The following is a 23872-nucleotide window of genomic DNA, read 5'->3' on the forward strand; positions in this document are numbered from 1 at the left end:
CTACGGGCCTCCCCTATTTGAGCTTGCGGGTCTTGGGCTTAAAGCGCATACCCGTCTGGCGTCCGCCACGCGCGGAGAATCCATAGCCGGACTGCGGCACGACGCCGGACATCAAAAACGGAATGGCAACCAGACCCGTCAGGATCGAAGACGGCAGCGCATGGCCGAAGATCGCCACGACAAAGCTCGTCTCCAAACCCATAAACAGCAAGATGATGCTGTAGATCACATTAATGACGAACGCGAAGGCGCCCACAGTGATGCCGCGCGCACTCGAGGTACCGCCCGTCTGACCGGCAGCGCTATGCACCAGGGCAAAAGAACCCACGGTCAGCAGGAGCGACATAACGCCCACCGGCACGGCAGCGGAAAGGTCATAGAACAAGCCGCTGCAAAAACCGCACACGACGGCACGGGTCGGGTCGCCCGAGAACACGCTTAGGCACACCAGGATAATCATAAAGTTGACGCGACCGCCCGCAATGGAGATCTGCGGTGCCAGGCCTGCCTGCAGCAGCACGCACACAATGGCGGCGATTACAAACGTGCGGGAGCTCATCCCCTGCTCGTGTAGATCCATGGACATGCCCCCTATTCGCTCGAGCCGGAATCGGTCGTCTCGGACGTGTCGGAACTGTCATCCGGGCTCTCGTCCTTCGTCTTGGTCGCAGCATCGCGCGACGTTCCCTGCGGCGTGCTGTTGGCCATGTTCACGTCCTCATCCGAGGCCGACTGTTCGTCGGTCAGCGAGGTAATGACCAGCACTTCCTCGTTGTTCTCGGCCGTGGTCTGAGCGCGCACCACAATGGTGTAGTACACGTCGTTTGCCGATTTCTCAACCGACGAGACGGTGCCGAGCGGAAGGCCCTTGGGGAACACACCGCCAATGCCCGAGGTCACGATGATGTCGCCAACCTTAACGTCGGAGTCGACGCTCACGTACTCAAGACGCAGCGTGCCGTCAGCCTGACCCTGCAGCATGCCCTGGGCGCGCGTGTCCTGCACCATAGCGGACACGCCCGAGTTCTCGTCGCCAATCAGGCGCACGGTGGACGTCTTGGCCGAGACCTCGATAATCTGGCCTATGACACCGGCAGAACTCGTCACAGGCATGTTGATGGTAAGACCGTCGGCAGAACCCTTATCGATGGTAACGGTCGAGGTCCAGGCATCGCCGGAGGCACCAACGATACGAGCAGCGGTCGATTTGAGGTTATAGGTCGACTGCAGGCCGACCAGACCCTCCAGTCGCTCGGCGGTCTTTTGAGCCTCGGAGAGCTCGGCGACCTTAGAGGTCAGTTCCTCGTTTTGCTTCTTAAGCTCGTCAAGCGTGTCCTGTGACGCCGTAAGGTTAGAGAACACGTTACCGATCGCATTGAAGGGAGCCGCCACAGCCGAGCCCAGAAAACGCACCGGCGAGGTAATCGTCGTCACGCCCGAACGAACGGCATGAATCGGCCCCGTCTCGCCCTCACGAATATAAAACGTGAGCAGCAACACCGAAATCAGGCTGAAAACAATCAACGGGCGCATACCCGTTGATTGTCGCTTGGTATTCAGATTTGTGGAGAAACCCGAAGATCGTGCCAAATGGAATCCACCTTTTGGAAATTAAGCATTGGTCTGGACGAAGCCGCCATCAAACGCATTGGCCTCGAGCACGCGGGCACAGCCGTTAACAACGTTATCGAGCGCCGTGGGGCTGACGTTGACCGAAACGCCGGTCTCATCGCGCAGGCGCACGTCGAGACCGCGCAGCAGCGCGCCGCCACCAGTCAGCAAAATGCCGTAGTACATAAGGTCCGAGGCAAGATCGGGAGGCGTAGCGTCGAGTGCGTCCTTGACGGCCTTGGCCATCTCGTCGAGCGGCTTGTTGAGCGCGCGACGAATCTCCTCGCTCTCGATGCGCACGGTCTTGGGCAGACCGGTGATCACGTCGCGGCCGTTGACCTCGACGTCGAGCTCGTCCTTGAGCGGCACGGCGGAGCCGACCTTGATCTTGATGTCCTCTGCCGTACGCTCGCCGATGGCCAGGTTGTAGGCATCACGAACGTGCGTAAGGATGGCCTGATCGAACTCGTCGCCGGCAATACGAATGGACTGCGAGACGACGATGCCGCCCATAGCGATAACGGCAACCTCGGTGGTACCGCCACCGATGTCGATGACCATGGAACCGGTGGGTTCCTCAACGGGCAGGTCGGCGCCGATAGCGGCGGCCATAGGCTCTTCGATCAGATAGGCCTGGCGGGCACCGGCCTGGATCGTGGCCTCAAAGACAGCGCGCTTCTCGACCGACGTGACACCGGAGGGAACGCAGACGACAACACGCGGACGCGGAGTCCACGGATAGCGCTTCTCGGACGCCTTGTCGATAAAGTAGCGAAGCATGGCCTCGGTAACATCGAAGTCGGCGATGACGCCGTCCTTCAGGGGACGAACGGCCACGATGTTGCCGGGCGTACGGCCGAGCATGCGCTTTGCCTCGATACCGACCGCCAGGATGCGCTCGTCGTTCTTGTCGATGGCGACAACGGAGGGCTCGCGAATGACGATGCCCTTGCCGCGCACGGAGACAAGCGTATTTGCGGTACCGAGGTCGATGGCAAGATCGCCCGCATAGCTACCGAAGAACATATCCATCAAAGAAAACAACGCAACTCCTGATGTGTTGGATGATTGCTGGAAAACTACTAGCTCATCATACTAGCGCAAGCCCGGCACCTCACTTGCGGTGAAGCGCCGGGCAAAGCTAAATCCCATAAGGTCACTACTGGTTGTCAGCAGCCGAGAAATCCATATCGAGCGAAGAAACGGCCCAGCCGATATGGTTGTCGGAGCGCACGAATTTGACGGTGTACTCCTGCTCGCCGCCCTTGGACAGCGATGCCTTCACCTTGGCGGTCGTCTCGGTCATGGACTGATCCATGCCCTCGACGGACACGGTGGCACCCTGCGGAATCGAGGAGATGATCATCGACTTAGCGTCCTCGGACAGGCTCGAGGCCAGGCAAGACTCGGCCTTTGCGGTGTCACCGTCGCCGGCAGCCTGGAACAGATCGGTAACAACAGACTCCTGAGACGGGAAGCCAAAGCCGCGCGTGTAGGCAAAGCCCAGACCGCCCGCGGCGATCAAAATAAGCAGAAGCAGCACGATGAAGACTTTGAGACCCGTGTGGCGATGGCGACGACGGACCTTGGCCTGCTTACGATCCTGACGGTCCTGCTGGACCATCTCGGACTCGGACAGCGTAAAGAAGCCGGTGTCCGAGGGATCGGGCATAAACTGACCGGTCGCGCCCGTAGGATCGAGAGGATCGACGGCAGGAGCGTCCATCGCGGGCGCCGGAGCCGTGGCCATAGCCGTCTGGGCAGACAGCGCGGCAAGCGAATCGTGCACGCGGGCAAGCTCATCGGCTTGCTCGGAGGTGAGCTGGTAGATGCCATCGGCAGTAGCGGCGTTAAAGGCGTCGAGTGCGTCGGAGGGACGGCCGGCGGCAGAAAGCGCCTGACCCATGCCGGCGTTGAGCGCACGCGTGTCGTCGCGGGGGCCGGCAAAGTCGATAGCCGTGCGGTAGGTCTCCACGGCATCCGCCGGGCGGCCGAGCTTAATGAAGCAACGACCGAGCTCGCCGAGTGCGGCGGCAGGAGCCGGATTGGCGCCGTCGATGGCAGCCTGACGGAAGGCGGTTCCTGCGTTGGCATAGTCGCCCGACTGGAACAGCGCATTGCCCAGGCCCAGATAGGCCTTGAACGGCGTGGCATAGGAAGCATCCTGCGTAGCAGCAGAGAACGCCTGAGCGGCCGTCGTGTAGTCGCCCACGGCGGCAAGCGCCTTGCCGCGGTTGGTGAGCAGCGCGCCGCGCTTGCCGTAGGTGCCGTCGTTGAGGGCGGCGGCATAGGCCTCGGCGGCCTCGGCATACATGCCCAGGTGCATCAAGGCGTTGCCGCGAAGGTGATCTGCCTCGCCCATAATCTCATCGGGAGTCTTTGCCGCCCCAAGCATCTGGGCTGCAGCGGAAAAATCACCCGCGCGGTAAGCGGCGCGGCCCTGTTGGATCAGCTGGCTATTCAAGGAAGTCCCCTTTACTCGTGAACGATCTCGACATGGACGATCTCGTCGCCGGCACGCAGCTGCGAAATCACATCGAGACCCTCGACCGTGGTACCAAAGACGGTGTAACCGGAATCGAGGTTATGCTGGGCGCCCAGGCAGAAGTAGAACTGCGAACCCGCGGAATCGGGGTCCATGGAGCGCGCCATGGCAAGGGCGCCATCGACATGGCTGTTGCGCGGATTGGTGGCGAACTCGCCCTTGATGCAGTAGCCGGGGCCACCGGTACCGGGCATGCCGTCGGGGCCCTCAAGACCGGCGGCGACGTCGGCGCCGGACATGTCGCGGGTATTGGGGTCCCCGCCCTGAATGACAAAACCGGGCACATAGCGATGGAACTTAAGGCCATCATAGAAGCCCATCGTGGAAAGCTCGCAGAAGTTCGCGACATGAATGGGAGCGCCCTCGCCGTCAAACTTGACCTTGATGGTACCCTTCGACGTCTCGATTACGGCGCACTCGTCGCCGACAAGCTGATACTCGGGCGTGTAGAGCTCTTTCTTAAAACCAAACATGTGGTTCCTTCCTCGTGCGTTTAAAGCATATTTGTACGAATTGTAGCAATAAGCACGGGCTTACATCAATTGCGCACGTAGGTTATGCCGACTATGGCGAACTAATTTTAGAAACGCTGCTGCGGCTTCCAGGAACCCACATTGGCGTCGTACTGGTTCAGCGCGCTGTTGCCACCCTGCGCGATGGGCGCCAGGATCTCGCTTTGGTGGGAACTCATCGACTCGCCATCGGGAATGGCCAGCGAGATGTCCCAGCTCTGGCAGATCACGTCGACGCGCTCATACATCCACTCGGCAAGCTGCTTTAAGTGGGCGATGTCGTCCGCATAGACCGTATCGTCCTGTACTTTCAGGTTGTTGAGCTCATCTTGCGTCTTTTTAATCTGGTCGCGCAGGGCGTAGGCACTCTGCGACAGCTCCTGACGGGTGGACAGCGGCGTTCGGAGATAGCCGTTGTTAAAGGAATCGATGACCTCGCCGATCTGGTCCTCGTCAGCGTAGGACACGATGGACTGATACAGACCGTCGAGCCTGGTATAGAGTTGATCATCGGTGAGCACGGTTTCTTCCTGGACCACCTCGGCGGAATCGTCCTGCTTGGTATCGTCCTCAGTGGCCTCGCCCTTTTGGCGCGTGGGGAAGGTCGTCTGCGCGGCCTGGCCAAACTGGTCGTAGAAGCCAGGCATGACACCCATGGGATCGGCCGTCACGAACCAATAGGCACCGCCGCAAACGACGGCAAGGACCGCGATGATAATGAGCGGCTTGGGGATATGACGCTTGTGCTTGTGATAGGCGTCCTCGTCGGGATGCACCTTGCGCTTGGGTTTTTGAGCATCGTCATGCAGGGAAACGGGCGTGGGAATATCGACCTTGGGGATACCGAAATCCTTATCGAAAGCTGGCAGCACGCAGGTCTCATTGGGGTCGGCGGCGTCCGAAAGCACCGCAGCGGCAGAGGCCGGCGCATGCGGCACCTCGGTATCGATCTGCTCTTGCGTTAGGCGCGGAAAGCCCGCCGTGCGGCCCGCTGCCAGATCGGATGCGGCCGCGTCCTCGGAGAGGATACCCGGAGCCGGGCGTCCGCATTTGGGGCACGTACGATCATGCGGAGAAAGACGGGCACCGCAGCCCTCACAGAACACGAACTCGGTGTGCTCGGGACCATCGCCCGGACCCACATAGGCGTTGCAGTAGGGGCAGAACGAGGCGCCGTCCTCGATAGTCTTAAGGCAATGCGGGCAGATCACGGCATCCTCTTTTCGAAGCAATTCAAATAATCGAGGTTAGAGCATAACATCGCCACGGCCCCACAGGAGCAAGGCACCAATTCAACATCGCCAGGGCGCGTAGTTACTTCTTCTTTTTGCTCGGCATCGAGACTTTGATGCCTTGGGCGGACTTGGTTACGCGAGAGCGCTTGGCTCCGCTACCCTTCTTTTTCTTGGGCTGGGCCTGGGCCACGCCCTCGAGTGCGCGGACCTCGGCCTCGCGAACGGTGCGAGCTTCGCGGCGCTGTGCCATGTCGGCGGCGACGCGCTTGGCAAAACGCTCGGCCGTCGAACCCGTCGAGCTCACCTTACCGCCACCGCGACCCAAGCGGACGCGCACACCGCGGCCAAAACCAGTTGCGGCATGACGACGACGCGGCTTAACCGAATCCATCATCGTGGCGAGCTTAAAGAACACCGAGCAGGTAAAGGCCACGATGACAGCCAAGATAACCATCTGGCCCATCGTCAGGTTGGCAATAGACAGCAACTTCGGGAATCCGATAACGCCCGTCAGGATGCCGGCGACTACAAACACAAAGAGCACCACACGTAGGGGCGTAAGAGGCTGCGAGATGCGCCAGATCAGGCTGACGCTCGCCGCGCACGACGTAAGCAGGCACATCGTAGACAGCGTGAGCTGGCTAAAGCCAAACACGCGCGCCACAAAGATATCGAGCGCCGCGGCCAAAATGACCGCAATCGACGCCGGCAGTGCCCGCTTGAGCACGTTCGTCAGGAACGACCCCTTCACGCGAGCATTGTTGGGCTCCAGGCCCAACACAAAGCCCGGCGCGCCGATACAGAAGAAGTTAATGAGCGTCATCTGAATCGGCTCGAAAGGGTACGGCGGCAACGCGATGCACAGCGCCGCCAGGCCCATCGAGAACAGCGTCTTGGTCAGGAACAGCGAGGCCGAACGCTGCAGGTTGTTGATGGAGCGACGGCCCTCGGCAACCACAGCAGGCATCGAGGCAAAGTCGTTGTCGACCAGCACAATTTCGGCCACGTTACGCGCGGCATCGGAGCCGGCCGCCATGGCCACGGAGCAGTCGGCCTCCTTGAGCGCCAGCACGTCGTTGACGCCGTCGCCCGTCATGGCCACGGTGTGCTCGCGGCGCTTGAGCGCCTGCACGAGCTCGCGCTTCTGCTGCGGGGTCACACGACCAAAGACATGGTAGCGGTCCACTGCGGCATCGAGCTTGGCCGGCGTATCGAGCGTCGTGGCGTCCACATAAGCGTCCGCCCCCGGCACGCCCACCACGCGAGCGATTGACGACACCGTACGCGGGTCGTCGCCACTGATCACGTTGAGGGTCACGCCCTGCTCGTTAAAGTAGCCGATGGTCTCGGCCGCCGAGGTACGAATCTCGTCGCGGATGGTCACAAAGCCCACGGGCTCGGCCTCGCCCGCCATATCGCCATCGGGCGTAAAGCCGTCCACGCGCGCCACCACGAGCACGCGGCAGGTATCGGCAAGCTCGGCGACACGGTTCTCGACCTGGGCAAACGCACGATCAGAGAGCACAAACTGCGCCGCACCCATCACATAGGAGCCCTGCGCAAACGACGCGCCGCTCCACTTTTTGGAGGACGAGAACGGAATGACCGACAGCGGCTCAGACACCTCGACCTGTCGATCGGCGTAATAGTTGAGCAGCGCCTGGCAGGTCTCGTTGGCATCGGCCGAAGTCGCACGCGCGACGTTAGCCAGCGCAAAATCGAGCACCGTGGAATCGACGGGAACAGCCGCCTCGTCCGAGCCGGCGCCTAGGCTCACGCCCTCAACCGGCAGCGGATACGTGCCCTCGACCTCCATGCGGCCCGATGTGATGGTGCCCGTCTTGTCCAGGCACAGTACATCGACGCGAGCGAGCGTCTCGATGCAGTAGAGCTGCTGCGCCAGCACCTTGCGGCGGGCCAGGCGCACCGTGGCGATGGCGAGCACCGACGAGGTCAGCAGCACCAGGCCTTGCGGGATCATGCCCAGCAGGGCGCCCACCGTGGACAGCAGCGCCGACGAAGGCACATGACCAGCCAACAGCTCGGAGAAGCACCATGAAAGCGCACTATCGCCCGGGGTTCCCGCGGCATCCCACAGCTCGCTCACACTCGAGGCAAACAACGCCAAACCGAGCGGGATCATGATGATGCTCGCAAAGCGCACGATGGCGTTAAGCGCGTTCATGATCTCGGAATTGACCTTTTTGACGTACTTGGCCTCGTTATTAATTTTGGCCACGTAGTTGTCGGCGCCGACATGGATCACGCGAGCGCGCAGCAGGCCCGAGTCGATAAAGCTGCCGCTCATGAGCTCGGAACCGGGCTGTTTCTTAATAAGGTCGCTCTCGCCCGTCAGCAAGCTCTCGTTCACGAGCGCCTCGCCCGAAACCACCACGGCATCAGCGGGAATCTGGTCGCCGCGCCCCAGGCGGATGATGTCGTCGAGCACGATCTGGTCCAGGTCGAGCTCCACCTCGGCGCCGTCGCGCACCGCGATGGCCTTCTTGGAGGTCAGCAGCGTGAGCTTATCGACCATCTTCTTGGAACGCATGGACTGGATGACGCCGATGGCGGTATTGAGGAACACCACGAACAGGAACGTCAGATTCTTAAACGAACCGGTCAAAATGACCAGGAACGCCAAGATCACGTTGATCAAATTGAACAGCGTGCAGAGGTTCTCGATGATGAGCTCTTTGACCGACTTGGTCTTAAGCTCCATGTTGCGGTTGATTTTACCGGCGGCGATGCGCTCCTCGACCTCGGCGGTCGAGAGTCCGCGCTCGATATCCGTTGCTGCCATACCACGTCCCATCACGTCGCGTCGGTATAAGAAAAACCGCCCGGACCATGCGAGGTTCGGACGGTCTTACGTTCGATGGTGCCCCATGTTGGATTCGAACCAACGGCCTTCTGCTCCGGAGGCAGACGCTCTAATCCCCTGAGCTAATAGGGCCAACGTTTGGCATTATACCCAAGTGCACCACGGGCTATCAAAATAAAAGAAAAAGCTTTGCAATTCCGAGGAAGACGCAACGCAACGGCCCACTTTAGAAGGCAAAAGCGAGTCAGATAGTATAAACTCTCATGCACCATATATACACGGCTCGCGATGCGGGCCGTTTTTGCAAGGGTTATCCATCGAGGTGAGAGGCACACCATGATTGCTATTTTAAAGCAGAGCGCCAGCGACGAGGCCGTCGGCCATATCGTCAGCTGGATTGAGAAAAAGGGCCTGAAGACCGACGTATCGCGCGGCGAGAATGAGACCATCATCGGCCTGGTGGGCGATACGACCAAGATCGACCCGTTCCTGCTCGAGTCCATGGATGTCGTCGAGCGCGTGCAGCGCGTCTCCGAGCCGTTCAAGCGCGCCAACCGCAAGTTCCACCCCGAGGACTCCGTCATCGACTGCGGCCACGGCGTCAAGATCGGCGGCGATCAGTTCCAGGTCATCGCCGGCCCGTGCTCCGTCGAGGGCGAGAACCTCATCCGCATCGCACGCCGCGTGAAGGCCGCCGGTGCCACGATGCTGCGCGGCGGTGCCTACAAGCCCCGCACCTCCCCCTACGCCTATCAGGGTATGGGCCCCGCCGGCCTCGACCTGCTGTGCGAGGCGTCTGCCGAGCTCGACATGCCGATCGTCACCGAGATCATGGACCCGCGCGACGTGCAGGTCTTCCTGGACAAGAAGATTGACGTCATGCAGATCGGCGCCCGCAACGCCCAGAACTTCCCCCTGCTCAAGGAGGTCGGCAAGACCCAGACACCGATTCTGCTCAAGCGCGGCATGTCCGGCACGATCGACGAGCTGCTTATGGCAGCCGAGTACATCATGAGCGAGGGTAACGACAACGTCATCCTGTGTGAGCGCGGCATCCGCACCTTCGAGACCCGCACCCGCAACACATTCGACCTCAACGCCGTGCCGGTGCTGCACCACCTGTCGCACCTGCCCGTCGTCGCCGACCCCAGCCACGCCACCGGCTACACCCGCTACGTTGAGCCCATGGCGCTCGCCGCGACCGCCTGCGGTGCCAACGGCCTGGAGATCGAGGTCCACGACGAGCCGAGCCGCGCCTGGTCCGACGGCGCCCAGGCCCTCACCCCCGATCAGTTCGACGACACCATGCGCCGCATCCGAGCCATCCGCGAGGTTGTCTGCCAAGAGACCATGGAGTAGCCCATGGGTACGGTGAGAAACGCGCGCGTTAACCAAGGCGGCCCTAAGTGCGCCGGCATCGTCGGCCTTGGCCTCATCGGCGGCAGCTTTGCCCGCGGCTATGCGCAGGCGGGCGTCCGCGTGCTGGCCTGGGACCCCGATGACGATGTCATGACGGCCGCCAGCATGGGCACTGTCGCCGGAGAGCTCAACGACAAGACACTCGGCGAATGCGACATCATCGTCCTGGCTTGCTACCCCGAGGCCTGCATCGAGTGGCTCGAGGCGCATGCTCAGGCACTCGCCGACGCCACGGACACCGAGGCCATCATGGGCCCCGTTGTGATCGACACGGTGGGCGTCAAGGGCATCGTGTGCGAGCGCGCCTTTGAGCTTGCCCGCGAGCACGGCTTTTACTTTGTAGGCGCGCACCCCATGGCGGGCACGCAGTACTCGGGCTATGCGCACTCCCGCGCCGACATGTTCCAGGGCGCGCCACTCGTGCTCGTGCCGCCCGCGGTGGACGATGCGCTCAAGCTCGAGCTTTTGGGCCAGGTGCGCGAGATGGTGCGCCCCTTGGGCTTTGGCAAGTTCAGCGTGACCAGCGCCGCCGAGCACGACCGCGTCATCGCCTTCACGAGCCAGCTTGCGCACGTGGTATCCAACGCCTACGTCAAAAGCCCCACTGCCCAGGTCCACCACGGCTTTTCGGCCGGTAGCTACCGCGATCTCACCCGCGTGGCGCACCTCAACCCGCAAATGTGGTCCGAGCTCATGATCGACGACGCCGACGCGCTCGCCTTCGAGATCGATCATCTGATCGAGTCGCTTGGCGCCTACAGCCGTGCGCTCAAAGACCGCGACCAGCGCTATCTGGAGAATCTCCTTGCCGAAGGTGACCGCATTAAGCGCGCACTCGACGACGAGGCCTCCCACTAGACCAACCTATCACGCCAGGTCGAAAGGACCGAAGCTTATGGCGATTACCATCGATATCGACACTGCACGCCCCTACCAGGTGCATGTTGGCACGTTTTTGCTGGAGCAGGCGGGACCGCTCGTGCGCGCCACTGCTGGCGGCACCAAGGCCGTCATCGTGACGGACACCAACGTGGGCCCGCTCTACCAGATGCCCGTTAAGCAGAGCCTGGAGGCGTCAGGCTACGAGGTGAGCGTCTGCACCTTCGAAGCAGGCGAGGCCCATAAGCGCGCCGAAACCTATGTTGCCATTTTGGAGTTTGTGGCCGAGCACGAGCTTTCGCGCTCCGACGTGATCGTGGCACTCGGCGGCGGCGTCGTGGGCGACGTGGCGGGCTTTGTGGCCGCCACCTACATGCGCGGCTGCAAGTTTGTGCAGATTCCGACGAGCCTGCTCGCCATGGTGGATTCGTCGGTGGGCGGCAAGACCGCCATCGACCTGGCTGCAGGCAAGAACTTGGCCGGCGCCTTTTGGCAGCCGAGCGTGGTTATCGCCGACGTGGGGTGCCTGGCCACCCTCACGCCCGAGCAGTTCGCCGACGGCTGCGGCGAGGTCGTCAAGCACGCCGTGATCGCCGACCCGGAGCTTTTCGCCGAGCTGGAGAAGACCCCGCTCACGCTGGAGCTGCTCAACCGCGATGTGGCCCGCGTAGCGCTCATCATCGCCCGCAACATCGACATCAAGCGCGCCGTGGTCGTCGCCGACGAGCGCGAGACCAACCAGCGCAAGCTCCTCAACTTTGGACACAGCGCCGGACACGCCGTCGAGGCCTGCGAGCACTTTGAGCTCGGACACGGCAACTGCGTGTCGATCGGCATGGGCATCATCACGCGCGCCGCGGCCCTGCACGGCGTCTGCGATGCTGCACTGCCGGGGCGCATCGAAGAGCTCTGTGCACGTCACGGTCTCAAGACCCGCTGCGACCTCGATGTCGATGCCGTCTTTGCCGAGGCGCTCCACGACAAGAAGCGCGCGGGCGACACCATCGACCTGGTGATTCCGCACGGCATTGGCCGCTGCAGCATCGACCGCACGCCGCTTTCCACTTTCCACGAACTCATTGCCGAAGGCCTCGGCCAGAAGGGAGACGCATCCGCATGCTAGCCCGCATCACCCCGTCCCCACTTAAGGGCACCGTTCCCGCCATCGCGTCCAAGTCGATGGCGCATCGCCTGATCATCTGCGCCGCGCTTGCCAACGGCGAGACGCACGTTACCTGCAACACTACCTGCGCCGATATCGAGGCCACGGTGCGTTGTCTCACGGCGCTCGGCGCCCGCATCGAGACCGTCGAGGACGGCTTTCAGGTCCACCCCACCATGAAGAGTGTTGAGTTTGGCCTGCTCAAGGCCCTTGCCGGCGGCACGCTCGACTGCGGCGAAAGCGGCTCCACGCTCCGCTTTATGTTGCCCGTCGCCTGCGCGCTGGGCGCAGAGGCCACGTTTGTGGGTCAGGGACGCTTGGGCGCCCGTCCGCTGTCCCCGCTCTCGGACGAGATCATCGCCGCCGGCTGCGACCTACAGGGTCTGGGCGGTTTTCCGCTCAAGACGAGCGGACGCATGCGCCCGGGCACCTTTGTGCTGCCGGGCAACGTGAGCTCGCAGTACATCTCGGGCCTGCTGCTGGCAGCCCCGCTGCTGGCCCAGCCCTCCTGCGTGCAGGTGACCGGCCTCATTGAGAGCCGCCCCTACATCAACCTGACGATCCAGGCCATGAAGGCCTTTGGCGTCGAGGTCAACGTCGAGCGTATTCCCGCCCGGGACGGCCAGCCCGAGGTCACGAACTTCCGCGTGAGCAGTGGCTCGTATCGCACGCCCGGCAGCGTGGCCGTCGAAGGTGACTGGTCCAACGCTGCCTTTTGGCTGTGTGCCGGCGCTATCGGCACCGACCCCATCACCGTCGAGGGTGTGTCCCTGAGCTCCGCACAGGGCGACCGCAACGTGCTTGCCGCGCTTTCGCGCTTTGGCGCCCGCATCGTGCGCTCCACCAACGCCGCCACCGTGCAGTCCGACAAGCTCGCTGGCTTTGAGATGAGTGCCCACGACATTCCAGACCTGGTGCCCGTCATCTCGGCCGTGGCATCGCTGGCTCAGGGCCGCACGTTCATCCGTGACTGCGCACGCCTGCGCATCAAGGAATCTGACCGTCTGGTCACCACCACCCGCGAGCTCACCGCGCTGGGAGCGCAGGTGCGCATTGCCGGTGACGACCTCATCATCAAGGGCGTCGATGCCTTCACCGGCGGCGAGGTCGATTCGCACAACGACCACCGCATCGCCATGATGGCCGCCATCGCCGCGAGCCGCGCCACCGGCGAGGTCGTGATCCACGGCGCCGAGGCCGTCAACAAGTCCTATCCCGATTTCTTCGACCACTACCGCCTACTGGGCGGCAAGGTCACGCTCGAGGAGGAATAGCATGTCCTCGACCTTTGGCAACGTCTTGCACTTAAGCATCTTCGGCCAGTCGCACTCTCCCGCTATCGGCTGCTCGCTCGATGGCATCCCGGCGGGCATCGCCGTGGACCAGGAGAAGCTGCAGGCCTTCCTCGACCGTCGCGCCCCCGGTCGCGACGAGACCGCGACCAAACGTCGCGAGGCCGACGCCGCGCACATCATCGCTGGTGTTGTCGATGGACATACCACCGGCGCGCCCATTGCCGCAATTATCGAGAACACCAACACACGCTCCAATGATTACTCCGAGCTGCGCCGCAAGCCCCGTCCCGGACATGCGGACTTCCCTGCGCGTTTGAAGTACCACAACATGCACGACGTCGCGGGCGGTGGGCACTTCTCCGGCCGCCTAACGGCACCCTTGTGCATCGCCGGCGGCATTGCGCTGCAGGCACTTGAGGCCCGCGGCATTCAGGTCATGGCGCACGTCGCGCAGATCGGCGGCATCTCCGACCTGCCCATGGACGACATGGTCTATCGCGAGGCCGACCGTAAGGCGATCCTTACCAACGATCTGCCCTGCATTGACGCCGCTGCTGCCGTTCGCATGCGCGAGGAGATCCTGGCCGCGCGCGACGAGCTCGACAGCATTGGCGGCATCGTGGAGTGCGGCATCTACGGCCTGCCCGCGGGCATCGGCGACCCCATGTTCGACGGTATCGAGAACCGCATCGCGCGAATCGCCTTTGGTATTCCCGCCGTAAAGGGCGTGGAGTTTGGCATGGGCTTTGCTGTGGCCGCCATGCGCGGCAGCGAGAACAACGACCCGTATCGCATCGATGCCGAGAACGGCAAAATTGAAGTCGAGTCCAATAACGCCGGCGGTATCTTGGGCGGCATCTCAACCGGCGCGCCTGTCATGTGGCGCATGGCCGTAAAGCCGACACCTTCCATCGGCCGCGAACAGCAGACCGTAGACATGGACACCATGGAAAATGCCGAGCTCTCGGTCCACGGCCGCCACGACCCCTGCATCGTCCCACGAGCCGTCCCCGTAGCCGAAGCAGCCGCGGCACTCGCCATCTGGGACGCCCTCCTCGAGGACGCCGGCCAGCGCTAACTACCCACCCCTCAACATCCCCCGACTCGTGAAAGGGGTCTCCATGGACCTTGCCGATATTCGTCAGGCCATCGACGGCATCGATACCACGCTCCTCAATAGCTTTGTCGAGCGCATGGATATTGCCACCGAGGTCGCCAAGTCAAAAATCGAGATGGGCAAGGCCGTCTTCGACCCCGCCCGCGAGCGCTCCAAGCTCAACAACCTTGCCGGCCGCGCGCCCGAGCGCTACGAGGCGCAGACCATCACCCTGTTCCGTCTTCTCATGAGCATGAGCAAGGCCGAGCAGCAGCGCTACATCAACGAGCTCATGGGCATCACAGTGTCGCAAAAGGCCCACGCCACGGCCGCAGCCTTTGACACGCCCTTCCCCCAAACGGCCACCGTCGCCTGCCAGGGCGTGGAAGGCGCCTACAGCCAGATAGCCGCGTGCAAGCTCTTCGACGTACCCGACATCGCGTTCTTCGAGACCTTCGAGGGCGTCATGCGCGCCGTGCGCGACGGCTTCTGCGAGTTTGGCGTGCTGCCCATCGAAAACTCCACCGCCGGCTCGGTCAACGCCGTCTACGACTTGCTCGCCCAGTTCGACTTCCACATCGTGCGTTCGCTGCGCCTTAAGATCGACCACAACCTGCTCGTCAAGCCCGGCACCAAGCTCGCGGACATACGCGAGGTCTACAGCCATGGCCAAGCCATTGCCCAGTGCGCCGGCTATATCGAGGCCCACGGCCTGCACGCCACCAAGTACCCCAACACGGCCATGTCGGCCGAGATGGTCGCCAGCTCCGAGCGCACCGATGTCGCCGCCATCGCCTCGCGCAGCTGTGCGGCGCTCTACGGCCTGGAGGTGCTGGAGCCCAACATCCAGGACTCGGACAACAACTACACGCGCTTTGTCGTCATCAGCCGCGAGCCGCGCGTCTACCCCGGCGCCAACCGCACCTCGCTCATGATCACCACGGCCAACGAGCCGGGCGCCCTCTACCGCGTGCTCGAGCGCTTCTATGCGTTCAACATCAACCTCATCAAGCTCGAGAGCCGTCCCATCCCCGGGCACGACTTTGAGTTTATGTTCTACTTTGACCTGGACTGCCCCTTTGGCAGCAAGGCCCTCGACGACCTGCTCGATTCCATCGACGACGTGTGCGAGAACTTCACCTACTTTGGCAGCTACACGGAGGTACTCTAGATGATCGATTCCGCTGCAACCCGTCCCTACGGCGTGCTGGGCCGCGTGCTGGGCCACAGCTACACCCCGACCATCTACAAAGAGCTCGCGGGGCTCGAGTACGTGCGCTTTGAGCGCGAGCCCGAGGACCTCCAGGCCTTTATGACCGGCGACGAATGGGAGGGCACCAACGTGACCATCCCCTACAAGCGCGCCGTCATGGAATACCTGGACGAGCTGAGTCCGCTGGCCGAGCGCATGGGCAACGTCAACACGATCACGCGTCTGCCCGATGGCCGTCTGCGCGGCGACAACACTGACTACTTTGGCTTCCAATGCCTGGTCGAAGAGCTGGGCGTAAAGGTTGCCGGTAAGAAGGTCCTCGTGCTCGGTGCCACCGGCGGCGCCGGCACCACGGCAAGTATGGTGCTGGGAGACATGGGCGCCATCGTCGTACCCGTGGGTCGCACGAGCGAGGTCAACTACGACAATATCGCGCAGCAGTCCGACGCCTCCCTACTCGTCAACTGCACGCCCGCCGGCATGTTCCCCCATTGCCCCGACGCGCCTTGCACGCTCGAAGGCCTCGATGCGCTCGAGGGCGTCATCGACATTGTCTACAACCCCGCCCGCACGGGCCTGATGCTCGAGGCCGAGCGCCGCGGCATCCCCTGCATCGGCGGCCTGCTTATGCTTGTTGCCCAGGCGGCACAAGCTGTCGAGCGCTATACCGGCAAAGCCACCCCGCGCGAGAGGATCCTGGACGTAACGGAGCGCCTGTCGCGCCATGAGCAGAACATCGCCCTGATCGGCATGCCGGGCTCGGGCAAGACCCGCGTGGGCGAGCAGATCGCTCAGCTCACGGGCCGCGAGCACATCGACCTCGATCGCGCCCTCGAGGAGCGCCTGGGCATGCCCTGCGCCGACTTTATCATCAAGTGCGGCGAGGCGGCCTTCCGCGAGCAGGAGACGGCAGCGCTGGCCGACATCTCCAAGCGCAGCGGCTTGGTGCTCTCCACCGGCGGCGGCGTGGTTACGCGCGACGAGAACTACCCTCTGCTGCACCAAAACAGCCAAATCGTGATGCTCAACCGCAAGCTCGACGAGCTCGCCCACAAGGGCCGCCCCATCACCGCGCGCGACGGCATCGACAAGCTGGCCGAGCAGCGTATGCCGCGCTACCGCGCCTGGGCCGACTACATCATCGACTCACGCGACTGCGCCGCCAACACCGCCCATGCCCTCCTCGACACCCTCCCACCCGCTCTCTAACCAAAACCACCACAAAGGGGGCAGGCACCTTTGTGGTGGTTTTTCAACTGCAAAGGAAGCAACCATGAAAGCACTCGTCATTAACGGCCCCAACCTCAACATGCTCGGCATTCGCGAGCCAGGCATCTACGGCAGCGACAACTACGATCGCTTAGTGCAGATCTGCCAGGAAGCGGGTGCCGCACAGGGCTTCGACGAGGTCGAGGTCTTCCAGTCTAACCACGAGGGCAGCATCGTCGACAAGATCCAGGAGGCTTACGGAAAGGTCGACGGCATCGTCATCAACCCGGCCGCCTACACGCACACAAGCGTGGCCATCCTGGACGCGCTCAAAGCCGTCGCCATCCCGGCTGTGGAGGTCCACATTAGCGCAGTCGAGACCCGCGAAGACTTCCGCCAGGTGAGCTACGCCCGTCTGGCCTGCTTCGCCACCATCACCGGAGAGGGCCTGAAGGGCTACGCCCACGCGTTGGAGCTGCTGAAAGAGCATCTCGAAAAGTAAAATGCCAACCCCAACAAACAGCAGCGGCTTGCTCGCGCTCGGCTCCAGCAACACACAAGATGAAAAAAGCCCAGACCACCAAGCGGTCTGGGCTTAATAAACGATGGTGCTCCATGGCGGATTCGAACCGTCGACCTTGGGATTAGAAGTCCCCTGCTCTATCCAACTGAGCTAATGGAGCAAATAACCGCACGCCCAAGCAAGCACAAGCCTGTCAGGCGCAAGTAATTATAACCTAGTTGAACTGCTCGCGGTACGCCTTGCAGACCTCATCGACCGGGCCGTCCATGCGAAGGTCACCCTTCTCAATCCAAACGGCACGCTGGCAGATGCGCTCAACCTGCTCCATAGAGTGCGAAACGAACAGAACCGTCACGTCGCCGCTCTGGATAAAGTGCTGGATGCGGGCCTCACACTTTTGCTGGAAGAACACATCACCGACGGACAGCGTCTCGTCAACGATCAGAATATCGGGCTCGGTAATCGTCGCGATTGCAAAGGCGATACGCGCCACCATGCCCGAAGAGAAGTTCTTAAGCGGCATATCGACAAAGTTCTGCAGCTCAGCGAACTCGATAATGCCGTCAAAGTTGGCGTCGATGAACTCCTTGGTATAGCCGAGCAGGGCGCCGTTCAGATAGATGTTCTCGCGGGCGGTCAGCTCGGGGTCAAAGCCGGCGCCAAGCTCAATCAGCGGCGCGATGTTACCGTGCACCTTAACGCTGCCCTCGCTAGGCTCAAGAACGCCAGCGATAATCTTGAGCATCGTAGACTTGCCGGAGCCATTGGTGCCGACCAGACCCACAACCTCGCCGCGATGAATATCAAACGAGATGTGCTTAAGCGCCCTAAACTCCTCAAAGAACAGCTCGTGCTTGGCAAGCTTAATGAAGTACTCCTTGAGGTTGGTCAGCGACTCGGACGCCATGTTAAAGATCATGGTGACGTCGTCGACCTCGACAGCCAGAGGCTGCTCGCTGTAATCAACAACAGATTCAGTCATCACAGCACTCCTTAGATGTAGAGGATAAATTTGCGCTCGGACTTATGGAACACGGTATAGCCAATAATAAGCGCAAGAACCGCCCAAGCGACGCACATACCAAACGTCATAAGCGAGGGCGTAGTCTGGAACAGGAAGATATCGCGCATAAACTGCAGGTAGTTGAACATGGGGTTCGCATACATCAAGATACGCACGAGATGCGGCATTTGCGCAATATAGTCAGTCGTCCAGAAGATGGGCGTAATGTAAGTCCACGCCGTAATGACGACGCTCCACAGATGCATAACGTCGCGGAAGAAGACCGTAAGGGCAGAGAGCATCATGCCCAGGCCCATGCAGAAGCACATAAGCAGCAGCAGGCAAACCGGCAACAGAATCAGGTGCCAAGAAGGCATAACGCGGAACCACAGCATGACGATGGCGACGGCGACCAGCGAGAAGGCAAAGTTGACCAGCGAGAAGAGCACCTTCTGCACCGGGAAAACCCAGCGGTGCACCTTAACCTTCTTGAGCAGAGGGGCAGCGCCCACGATCGACGTCAGGGCCTGGTTAGTAGACTCAGACATGACGGCAAAGGTGATGTTACCCACGATCAAGTACAGCGGGTACATCTCGGGCGTCATTGAGCCATTGCGGCCCTGGCCAAAAATCGTCGAGAACACAATGGCCATGACGATCATCATCAGCAGCGGGTTGAGCACCGACCATGCGACGCCCAGAACGCTACGGCGATACTTGATCTTAAAATCCTTGGTAACCAGCTGACGAAGGATAAACGCGTCCTTCTCAAATTCGTTCTTAGCAAACGTCGCAGGCAGACTGCGAGTTTCTTGTTGCTTTGTCTGATCCGACACGGATGCAACTCCTTTACTCGTAATCGTTGACAAACGAACAGTATAGACCCGACGGCCATGCAAACGATTCGCGCAACAAAACTGGAGAACTAACCCACATCTTAGGATGCCAGGCCCAAACGGCTATACTTTCTAGGATTGAATGTATAAGGAGCATTAAGTGAATTCTGAATCCATCGCCGTCATCATCCCTTGCTACAACGAAGCGCTCACGATCGGCAAAGTCATCGACGACTTTCACCGCGAGCTTCCGCAGGCGACGGTCTATGTCTATGACAACAACTCGTCGGACGATACCTCACGCATTGCCACCGAGCACGGCGCCACAGTCCGCTTTGAGCCCCGTCAGGGAAAGGGCAACGTGTGCCGCCAGATGTTTCGCGATATCGACGCCGATTGCTACCTGATGGTCGACGGAGACGACACCTACCCCGCCGAGGCGGCCAAGGCCCTCTGCGAGCCCATCCTTAACGGCACGGCCGACATGACCGTAGGCGATCGCCTTTCCAACGGCACCTACGCCGAGGAGAACAAGCGTGCCTTCCACGGCTTTGGCAATAATCTGGTCCGCGCCATGATCAAGTGGATCTATGGCTACAGCTTCGATGACGTCATGACAGGCTACCGCGCCATGAGCCGCCCGTTCGTTAAAACCTTCCCAGTGCTTTCCGAGGGCTTTCAGATCGAAACCGAGCTCTCGATCCACGCCGTCGACCACCGCTGGCGCATCAAAGATGTGCCCATCGAGTACCGCGACCGTCCCGAGGGTTCCGAGTCCAAACTCAACACCGTGAGCGACGGCATTAAAGTCGTTACGATGATCGGCACGCTGTTCAAGGACTACCGCCCGCTGAAGTTCTTCAGCCTCGTCGCGCTTCTGTTTGCGGTGATCGGCCTCGTCCTGGGCATGCCCATCGTTGTCGAGTATTTCCACACCGGCCTTGTTCCGCGCTTTCCCACCGCCATGCTCGCCGCGTCGTTTATGTTCCTGTGCGGTCTGAGCCTTGCAACCGGATTCATCCTTGATTCCGTGGCAAAGGTCGAAAAAAAGCAGTGGGAGGTCAACGTGTACAGCAAGTACGCCTACGATGATCAGCCTGGCCACCCCGCTTCCAAGCCAAACGAGAGGTAAACCACCATGCCGCTCATCTCCATCGTCGTGCCGTGTTACAACGAGCAGGAATCACTTCCGATCTTTCTCAAAGAGCTCGATGACGTCGTTCGCATCATGACCCAGCAAGACCCCGGCATCTCCTTTGAGGCAGTCCTCATCGACGATGGCTCGGCAGACAAAACGCTCGCCGTCATGAAGGCAGAAGCCGCGGCGGCGCATCCATACGCCATCCGCTGGCACTCTTTCTCGCGCAACTTTGGCAAGGAGGCGGCACTACTCGCCGGACTCCAGCACGCAAAGGGCGACTATGTCGCCACCATGGATGCCGACATGCAGGACCCGCCCTCGCTCCTGCCGCAGATGTACGAGATCTTGCAGACCGAAGACTACGACAACGTCGCCACGCGTAGGACCACCCGCGAAGGCGAGCCTCCCATCAGGTCGTTCTGTGCCCGTATGTTCTACAAGATCATCAACCGCATTTCCAAGGCCGACATCGTCGACGGAGCACGCGATTTTAGGCTCATGAAGCGGCCTATGGTCAACGCCATCATCTCCATGGGCGAATACAACCGATTCTCCAAGGGCATTTACGGCTGGGTCGGCTTCAAGACCAAATGGCTCCCCTACGTAAACGTCAACCGCGTGGCCGGCGAGACCAAATGGAGCTTTTGGTCGCTGCTCCTCTATTCCATCGACGGCATCGTCGCGTTTTCCACGGCGCCGCTCTCCCTCGCCGCCCTCACAGGCATCGTCTTCTGTCTCATCGCCATCCTAGGATTTATCGTCATCCTGGTCAAAACGCTTGTCTGGGGCGACCCCGTCGGCGGATGGCCGTCGCTCGCCTGCCTCATAACGCTGTTTGGCGGCATGCAGCTTCTGTGCTTAGGAATCATAGGTGAATACTTGGCAAAAGCCTACTTGGAAACCAAGCGACGTCCCATCTATATCATTCGAGAATCCAACGAGGAATCTGATGACACGGCCCAATAACAGCACGCTCAAGAATGTGGCGTTCTACGCCGCCTGCTTCGCATTTTCCGTCGCACTCTTTGTCGCACTTGCAGCGGCAGGGCATGTCTACCCCTTTGGCGACAACTCGTTTCTCACCAACGATCTCAAATACCAATACATCGACTTCTTTGCTTGGTTCCGGCGCGTCCTTTTAGGTGAGGCAAACCTTCGCTATTCCTTCTCGCAAGGACTCGGCATGAACACATGGGGGCTCTATAGCTACTACCTCGCCAGCCCCTTCAACCTGCTCTGCGCGCTGTTTCCCGCAGACAAGCTGACGCTCTTCGTGTTTGTTATCTCCGCGCTCAAACTGGGCTGCATCCACATCAGCAGCGCTTGGTATGTGCAAAAGCGCTTTGACCTGTCTAAGCCCGCCATATTCCTGCTTTCCCTCTCGTTCACGTTTTGCAGCTGGACCATCAGCAACCTACGCAACCCGCTCTGGATCGATTGCCTCATCCTGCTGCCCATCTGCGCCTACGGATGCTACGAGCTCATCCGCAAGCAGCGCATGATCTGCCTCGTCATCGCAACGGCGCTCAATGTCATGTTCTGCTGGTATACGGCCTACATCAGCATCCTGTTCCTCTGCATCTTCGTATTGGTTGAGTTTGTCGATTACGTCGCTGCAGAAGGATTTAGCTGGATGCTCACGCTCGACCGGGCCCTACGATTTGCAGGGGCTATGATGCTTGGGCTGCTCCTGTCCGCCTGGACCTTTTTGCCGACCATCCTTGCCATGGCAAAAGGCGGCCCCGTGCTGGCACTTGGCCCCTTGCTTAAAACAGGCTTCAAATCGCTCATCAGGGGCTTCATCCCCGGCATGTGGGTGAATAACGGGAACACGCCGCAGTTCTATTGCGGCGTAATCATGATGTTACTTGCAATAAGCCTACTGTTTAACCGCAAGGTTTCGGCCAAGATACGCATCGCAACGTTCGTCGTCACAGCCGTCCTGATCGCTAGCTCCGTTTTGAGCCCGCTCGAGTACATCTGGTGCGGCATGCGCGTTCCCAACGGGTTCTATTCGCGCACAGCCTTTTTGCTGGGCTTCTTTACGATGTGGGCCGCAGGCTATTCGTTGCAGGTATTCGAGGGCCAGCCCAAATTTCGTCATGTCTATCGACCCGCCGTCGTATTACCAATCCTGACAATCACCGCAATTGAGTTGTTTATCAACGCCCATGTGATGTGGAACCAACTGTACGCAGGCTATTCCGAAGATGCCAACTGTACCTATGTGACTACCGCAACCAACACGATCACAGCCATTCAAGACCAGGATTCTGCGTCATTCTACCGCATCGATCGAACGACCACGCGCACCGATAGCGCCGCCCTCAACGAGGGCTTAGCGCTTGGGTACAACCAGCTGTCGTCCTACTCATCCGCAAATAACCCGCAGGCAATTGCATTGCTCAACTCCCTTGGATACAGCAGCGCCGGCGAGTTTTCGACCCGTTATGCCGAACCCATTCTTGCCGTCGATGCCCTGCTGGGAGTTAAGTACGCCATTGCCGAACACAGCCCCGCAGGATACGTTACGGCAAAGGCAAATCAAACCGACTCCGCAAGCACGGTCTACGAGAATCCCAATGCGCTCAGCGCTGGCATCGTAGCTTCGAGCGGCGTTCAAAACAGCACGTTAGAGGGCAAGAACCCCTTCGAAAAGCAAAATGACCTATACAGCAAAATCCTGGGCCGCGAGGTAGAGCTCTATACCAAAATCGAGGCTACGAACACGGAAAATGGTGAGAACCAAAAGCAATGGAGCGTTACCGTTCCGGCGGAGTCCATCGGATACCTCTACATTAACAAAGATGCGACCGCCGGCAGTTATTGGCCAGTCACCCTTACCATCGACCAGCGAACGATCACAAACGAGGCCTGGAGATTCGACAATAATATCCGCCAGATTGCGGATGCATCGGACGCCCCGAGCCAGCATACGGTGTCAATCGGAGTCGCAGAGGGTTATACGGACATGCCCCAAGACAATGAGCCGGTCTTTTACGCCCTCAATCTGGACGTTTTCGAGCAGATTATTAACGAGCTTAAGACGAACGAATTTGTTCCGACGGTTTTTAAGGACGGAAGGATCGAAGGCGAGTATACCGCCAAGTATGACGGCAACCTGCTGCTGAGCGTTCCGTACGATGAGGGCTGGAACATAACGGTAAACGGAACCGCCGCAGAACTAACGCCCGCCGCCGATAAGGGCCTGTCGTCCCTGAACGTGCAGAAAGGCGCGAATAGGATCGTGATGACCTACAAGACTCCGGGTGCCCTTGCGGGGCTTGCAGTGAGTCTGGCGACCACCGTCGCCCTTGTTGCAGCGGGGCTATACGCCAGGCATAAGAAAAGCCGCCGTTAACAAGCGGC

General features: G+C 60.7%; 20 protein-coding genes and 2 tRNA genes. 11 read left to right on the forward strand and 11 right to left on the reverse strand.

Annotated elements, in window-relative coordinates:
• Nucleotides 1-13 precede the first annotated feature (13 nt).
• The 8 genes from CSV91_RS03600 to CSV91_RS03635 form a co-directional block, all read right to left on the reverse strand.
• A complete protein-coding gene (locus CSV91_RS03600) occupies nt 14-580 on the reverse strand; it encodes a rod shape-determining protein MreD (RefSeq protein WP_099431832.1) in 567 nt (188 codons plus the stop codon).
• A gap of 11 nt (nt 581-591) precedes the next feature.
• On the reverse strand, nt 592-1533 hold the full coding sequence (gene mreC / locus CSV91_RS03605; RefSeq protein ID WP_099431833.1) for a rod shape-determining protein MreC: 942 nt from the start codon (nt 1531-1533) through the stop codon (nt 592-594).
• A gap of 78 nt (nt 1534-1611) precedes the next feature.
• Entirely contained in the window at nt 1612-2643 is a 1032-nt protein-coding gene (gene mreB, locus CSV91_RS03610; protein WP_006236061.1) for a rod shape-determining protein, read from the reverse strand.
• A gap of 127 nt (nt 2644-2770) precedes the next feature.
• Nucleotides 2771-4075 (reverse strand): tetratricopeptide repeat protein, encoded by a 1305-nt coding sequence (locus CSV91_RS03615; protein WP_055309859.1) that lies wholly within the window; start codon nt 4073-4075, stop codon nt 2771-2773.
• A gap of 11 nt (nt 4076-4086) precedes the next feature.
• Entirely contained in the window at nt 4087-4629 is a 543-nt protein-coding gene (locus tag CSV91_RS03620) for a peptidylprolyl isomerase (protein ID WP_055249980.1), read from the reverse strand.
• A gap of 107 nt (nt 4630-4736) precedes the next feature.
• On the reverse strand, nt 4737-5879 hold the full coding sequence (locus CSV91_RS03625) for a zinc ribbon domain-containing protein (RefSeq protein WP_157757980.1): 1143 nt from the start codon (nt 5877-5879) through the stop codon (nt 4737-4739).
• A 103-nt stretch (nt 5880-5982) separates the two neighbouring features.
• Complete coding sequence (locus CSV91_RS03630) at nt 5983-8706, reverse strand: HAD-IC family P-type ATPase (RefSeq protein ID WP_099431835.1); 2724 nt, start codon at nt 8704-8706, stop codon at nt 5983-5985.
• A 76-nt stretch (nt 8707-8782) separates the two neighbouring features.
• Nucleotides 8783-8859: transfer RNA gene (locus CSV91_RS03635), tRNA-Arg, on the reverse strand.
• A 204-nt stretch (nt 8860-9063) separates the two neighbouring features.
• Here CSV91_RS03635 and aroF point away from each other — a divergent pair.
• From aroF to aroQ, 8 genes are all read left to right on the forward strand, one after another.
• Nucleotides 9064-10086 (forward strand): 3-deoxy-7-phosphoheptulonate synthase, encoded by a 1023-nt coding sequence (gene aroF, locus CSV91_RS03640; protein WP_035138595.1) that lies wholly within the window; start codon nt 9064-9066, stop codon nt 10084-10086.
• A 3-nt stretch (nt 10087-10089) separates the two neighbouring features.
• On the forward strand, nt 10090-11004 hold the full coding sequence (locus CSV91_RS03645; RefSeq protein ID WP_099431836.1) for a prephenate dehydrogenase: 915 nt from the start codon (nt 10090-10092) through the stop codon (nt 11002-11004).
• A gap of 37 nt (nt 11005-11041) precedes the next feature.
• The gene (gene aroB / locus CSV91_RS03650) at nt 11042-12148 is read left to right on the forward strand and encodes a 3-dehydroquinate synthase (protein ID WP_099431837.1); all 1107 of its coding nucleotides are present in this window, start codon (nt 11042-11044) and stop codon (nt 12146-12148) included.
• Complete coding sequence (aroA, locus tag CSV91_RS03655) at nt 12142-13461, forward strand: 3-phosphoshikimate 1-carboxyvinyltransferase (protein ID WP_099431838.1); 1320 nt, start codon at nt 12142-12144, stop codon at nt 13459-13461. The genes aroB and aroA overlap by 7 nt, the downstream gene beginning before the upstream one ends.
• Before the next feature lies 1 nt (nt 13462).
• Nucleotides 13463-14560 carry a chorismate synthase gene (gene aroC / locus CSV91_RS03660; protein ID WP_099431839.1) on the forward strand — a complete coding sequence of 366 codons (1098 nt, stop codon included), beginning with the start codon at nt 13463-13465 and terminating at the stop codon, nt 14558-14560.
• A gap of 43 nt (nt 14561-14603) precedes the next feature.
• Nucleotides 14604-15749 (forward strand): prephenate dehydratase, encoded by a 1146-nt coding sequence (gene pheA, locus CSV91_RS03665; protein WP_099431840.1) that lies wholly within the window; start codon nt 14604-14606, stop codon nt 15747-15749.
• A complete protein-coding gene (locus CSV91_RS03670) occupies nt 15750-17000 on the forward strand; it encodes a shikimate kinase (protein WP_172622441.1) in 1251 nt (416 codons plus the stop codon). It begins immediately after the preceding gene.
• 64 nt (nt 17001-17064) lie between these two features.
• Nucleotides 17065-17502 carry a type II 3-dehydroquinate dehydratase gene (gene aroQ / locus CSV91_RS03675; protein ID WP_099431841.1) on the forward strand — a complete coding sequence of 146 codons (438 nt, stop codon included), beginning with the start codon at nt 17065-17067 and terminating at the stop codon, nt 17500-17502.
• A gap of 104 nt (nt 17503-17606) precedes the next feature.
• On the opposite strand, the gene CSV91_RS03680 is transcribed toward aroQ, so the two are convergent.
• The 3 genes from CSV91_RS03680 to CSV91_RS03690 all read right to left on the reverse strand — a co-directional run bounded on the left by CSV91_RS03680 (nt 17607) and on the right by CSV91_RS03690 (nt 19362).
• Nucleotides 17607-17683, reverse strand: a tRNA-Arg gene (locus CSV91_RS03680).
• A 54-nt stretch (nt 17684-17737) separates the two neighbouring features.
• Complete coding sequence (locus tag CSV91_RS03685; protein WP_006236046.1) at nt 17738-18505, reverse strand: ABC transporter ATP-binding protein; 768 nt, start codon at nt 18503-18505, stop codon at nt 17738-17740.
• A gap of 11 nt (nt 18506-18516) precedes the next feature.
• A complete protein-coding gene (locus CSV91_RS03690) occupies nt 18517-19362 on the reverse strand; it encodes an ABC transporter permease (protein ID WP_022094778.1) in 846 nt (281 codons plus the stop codon).
• 160 nt (nt 19363-19522) lie between these two features.
• Here CSV91_RS03690 and CSV91_RS03695 point away from each other — a divergent pair, with 160 nt between their 5' ends.
• From CSV91_RS03695 to CSV91_RS03705, 3 genes are read left to right on the forward strand one after another with little or no spacing between them, the layout of a single operon-like run.
• Entirely contained in the window at nt 19523-20494 is a 972-nt protein-coding gene (locus CSV91_RS03695) for a glycosyltransferase family 2 protein (protein WP_099431842.1), read from the forward strand.
• 6 nt (nt 20495-20500) lie between these two features.
• Entirely contained in the window at nt 20501-21469 is a 969-nt protein-coding gene (locus CSV91_RS03700; RefSeq protein WP_099431843.1) for a glycosyltransferase family 2 protein, read from the forward strand.
• A 16-nt stretch (nt 21470-21485) separates the two neighbouring features.
• Complete coding sequence (locus CSV91_RS03705; RefSeq protein WP_172622442.1) at nt 21486-23864, forward strand: YfhO family protein; 2379 nt, start codon at nt 21486-21488, stop codon at nt 23862-23864.
• The last annotated feature ends 8 nt before the right edge of the window (nt 23865-23872 follow it).

Origin of the sequence: Collinsella aerofaciens (assembly GCF_002736145.1) — a bacterium.
GTDB classification, from domain to species: domain Bacteria; phylum Actinomycetota; class Coriobacteriia; order Coriobacteriales; family Coriobacteriaceae; genus Collinsella; species Collinsella aerofaciens_A.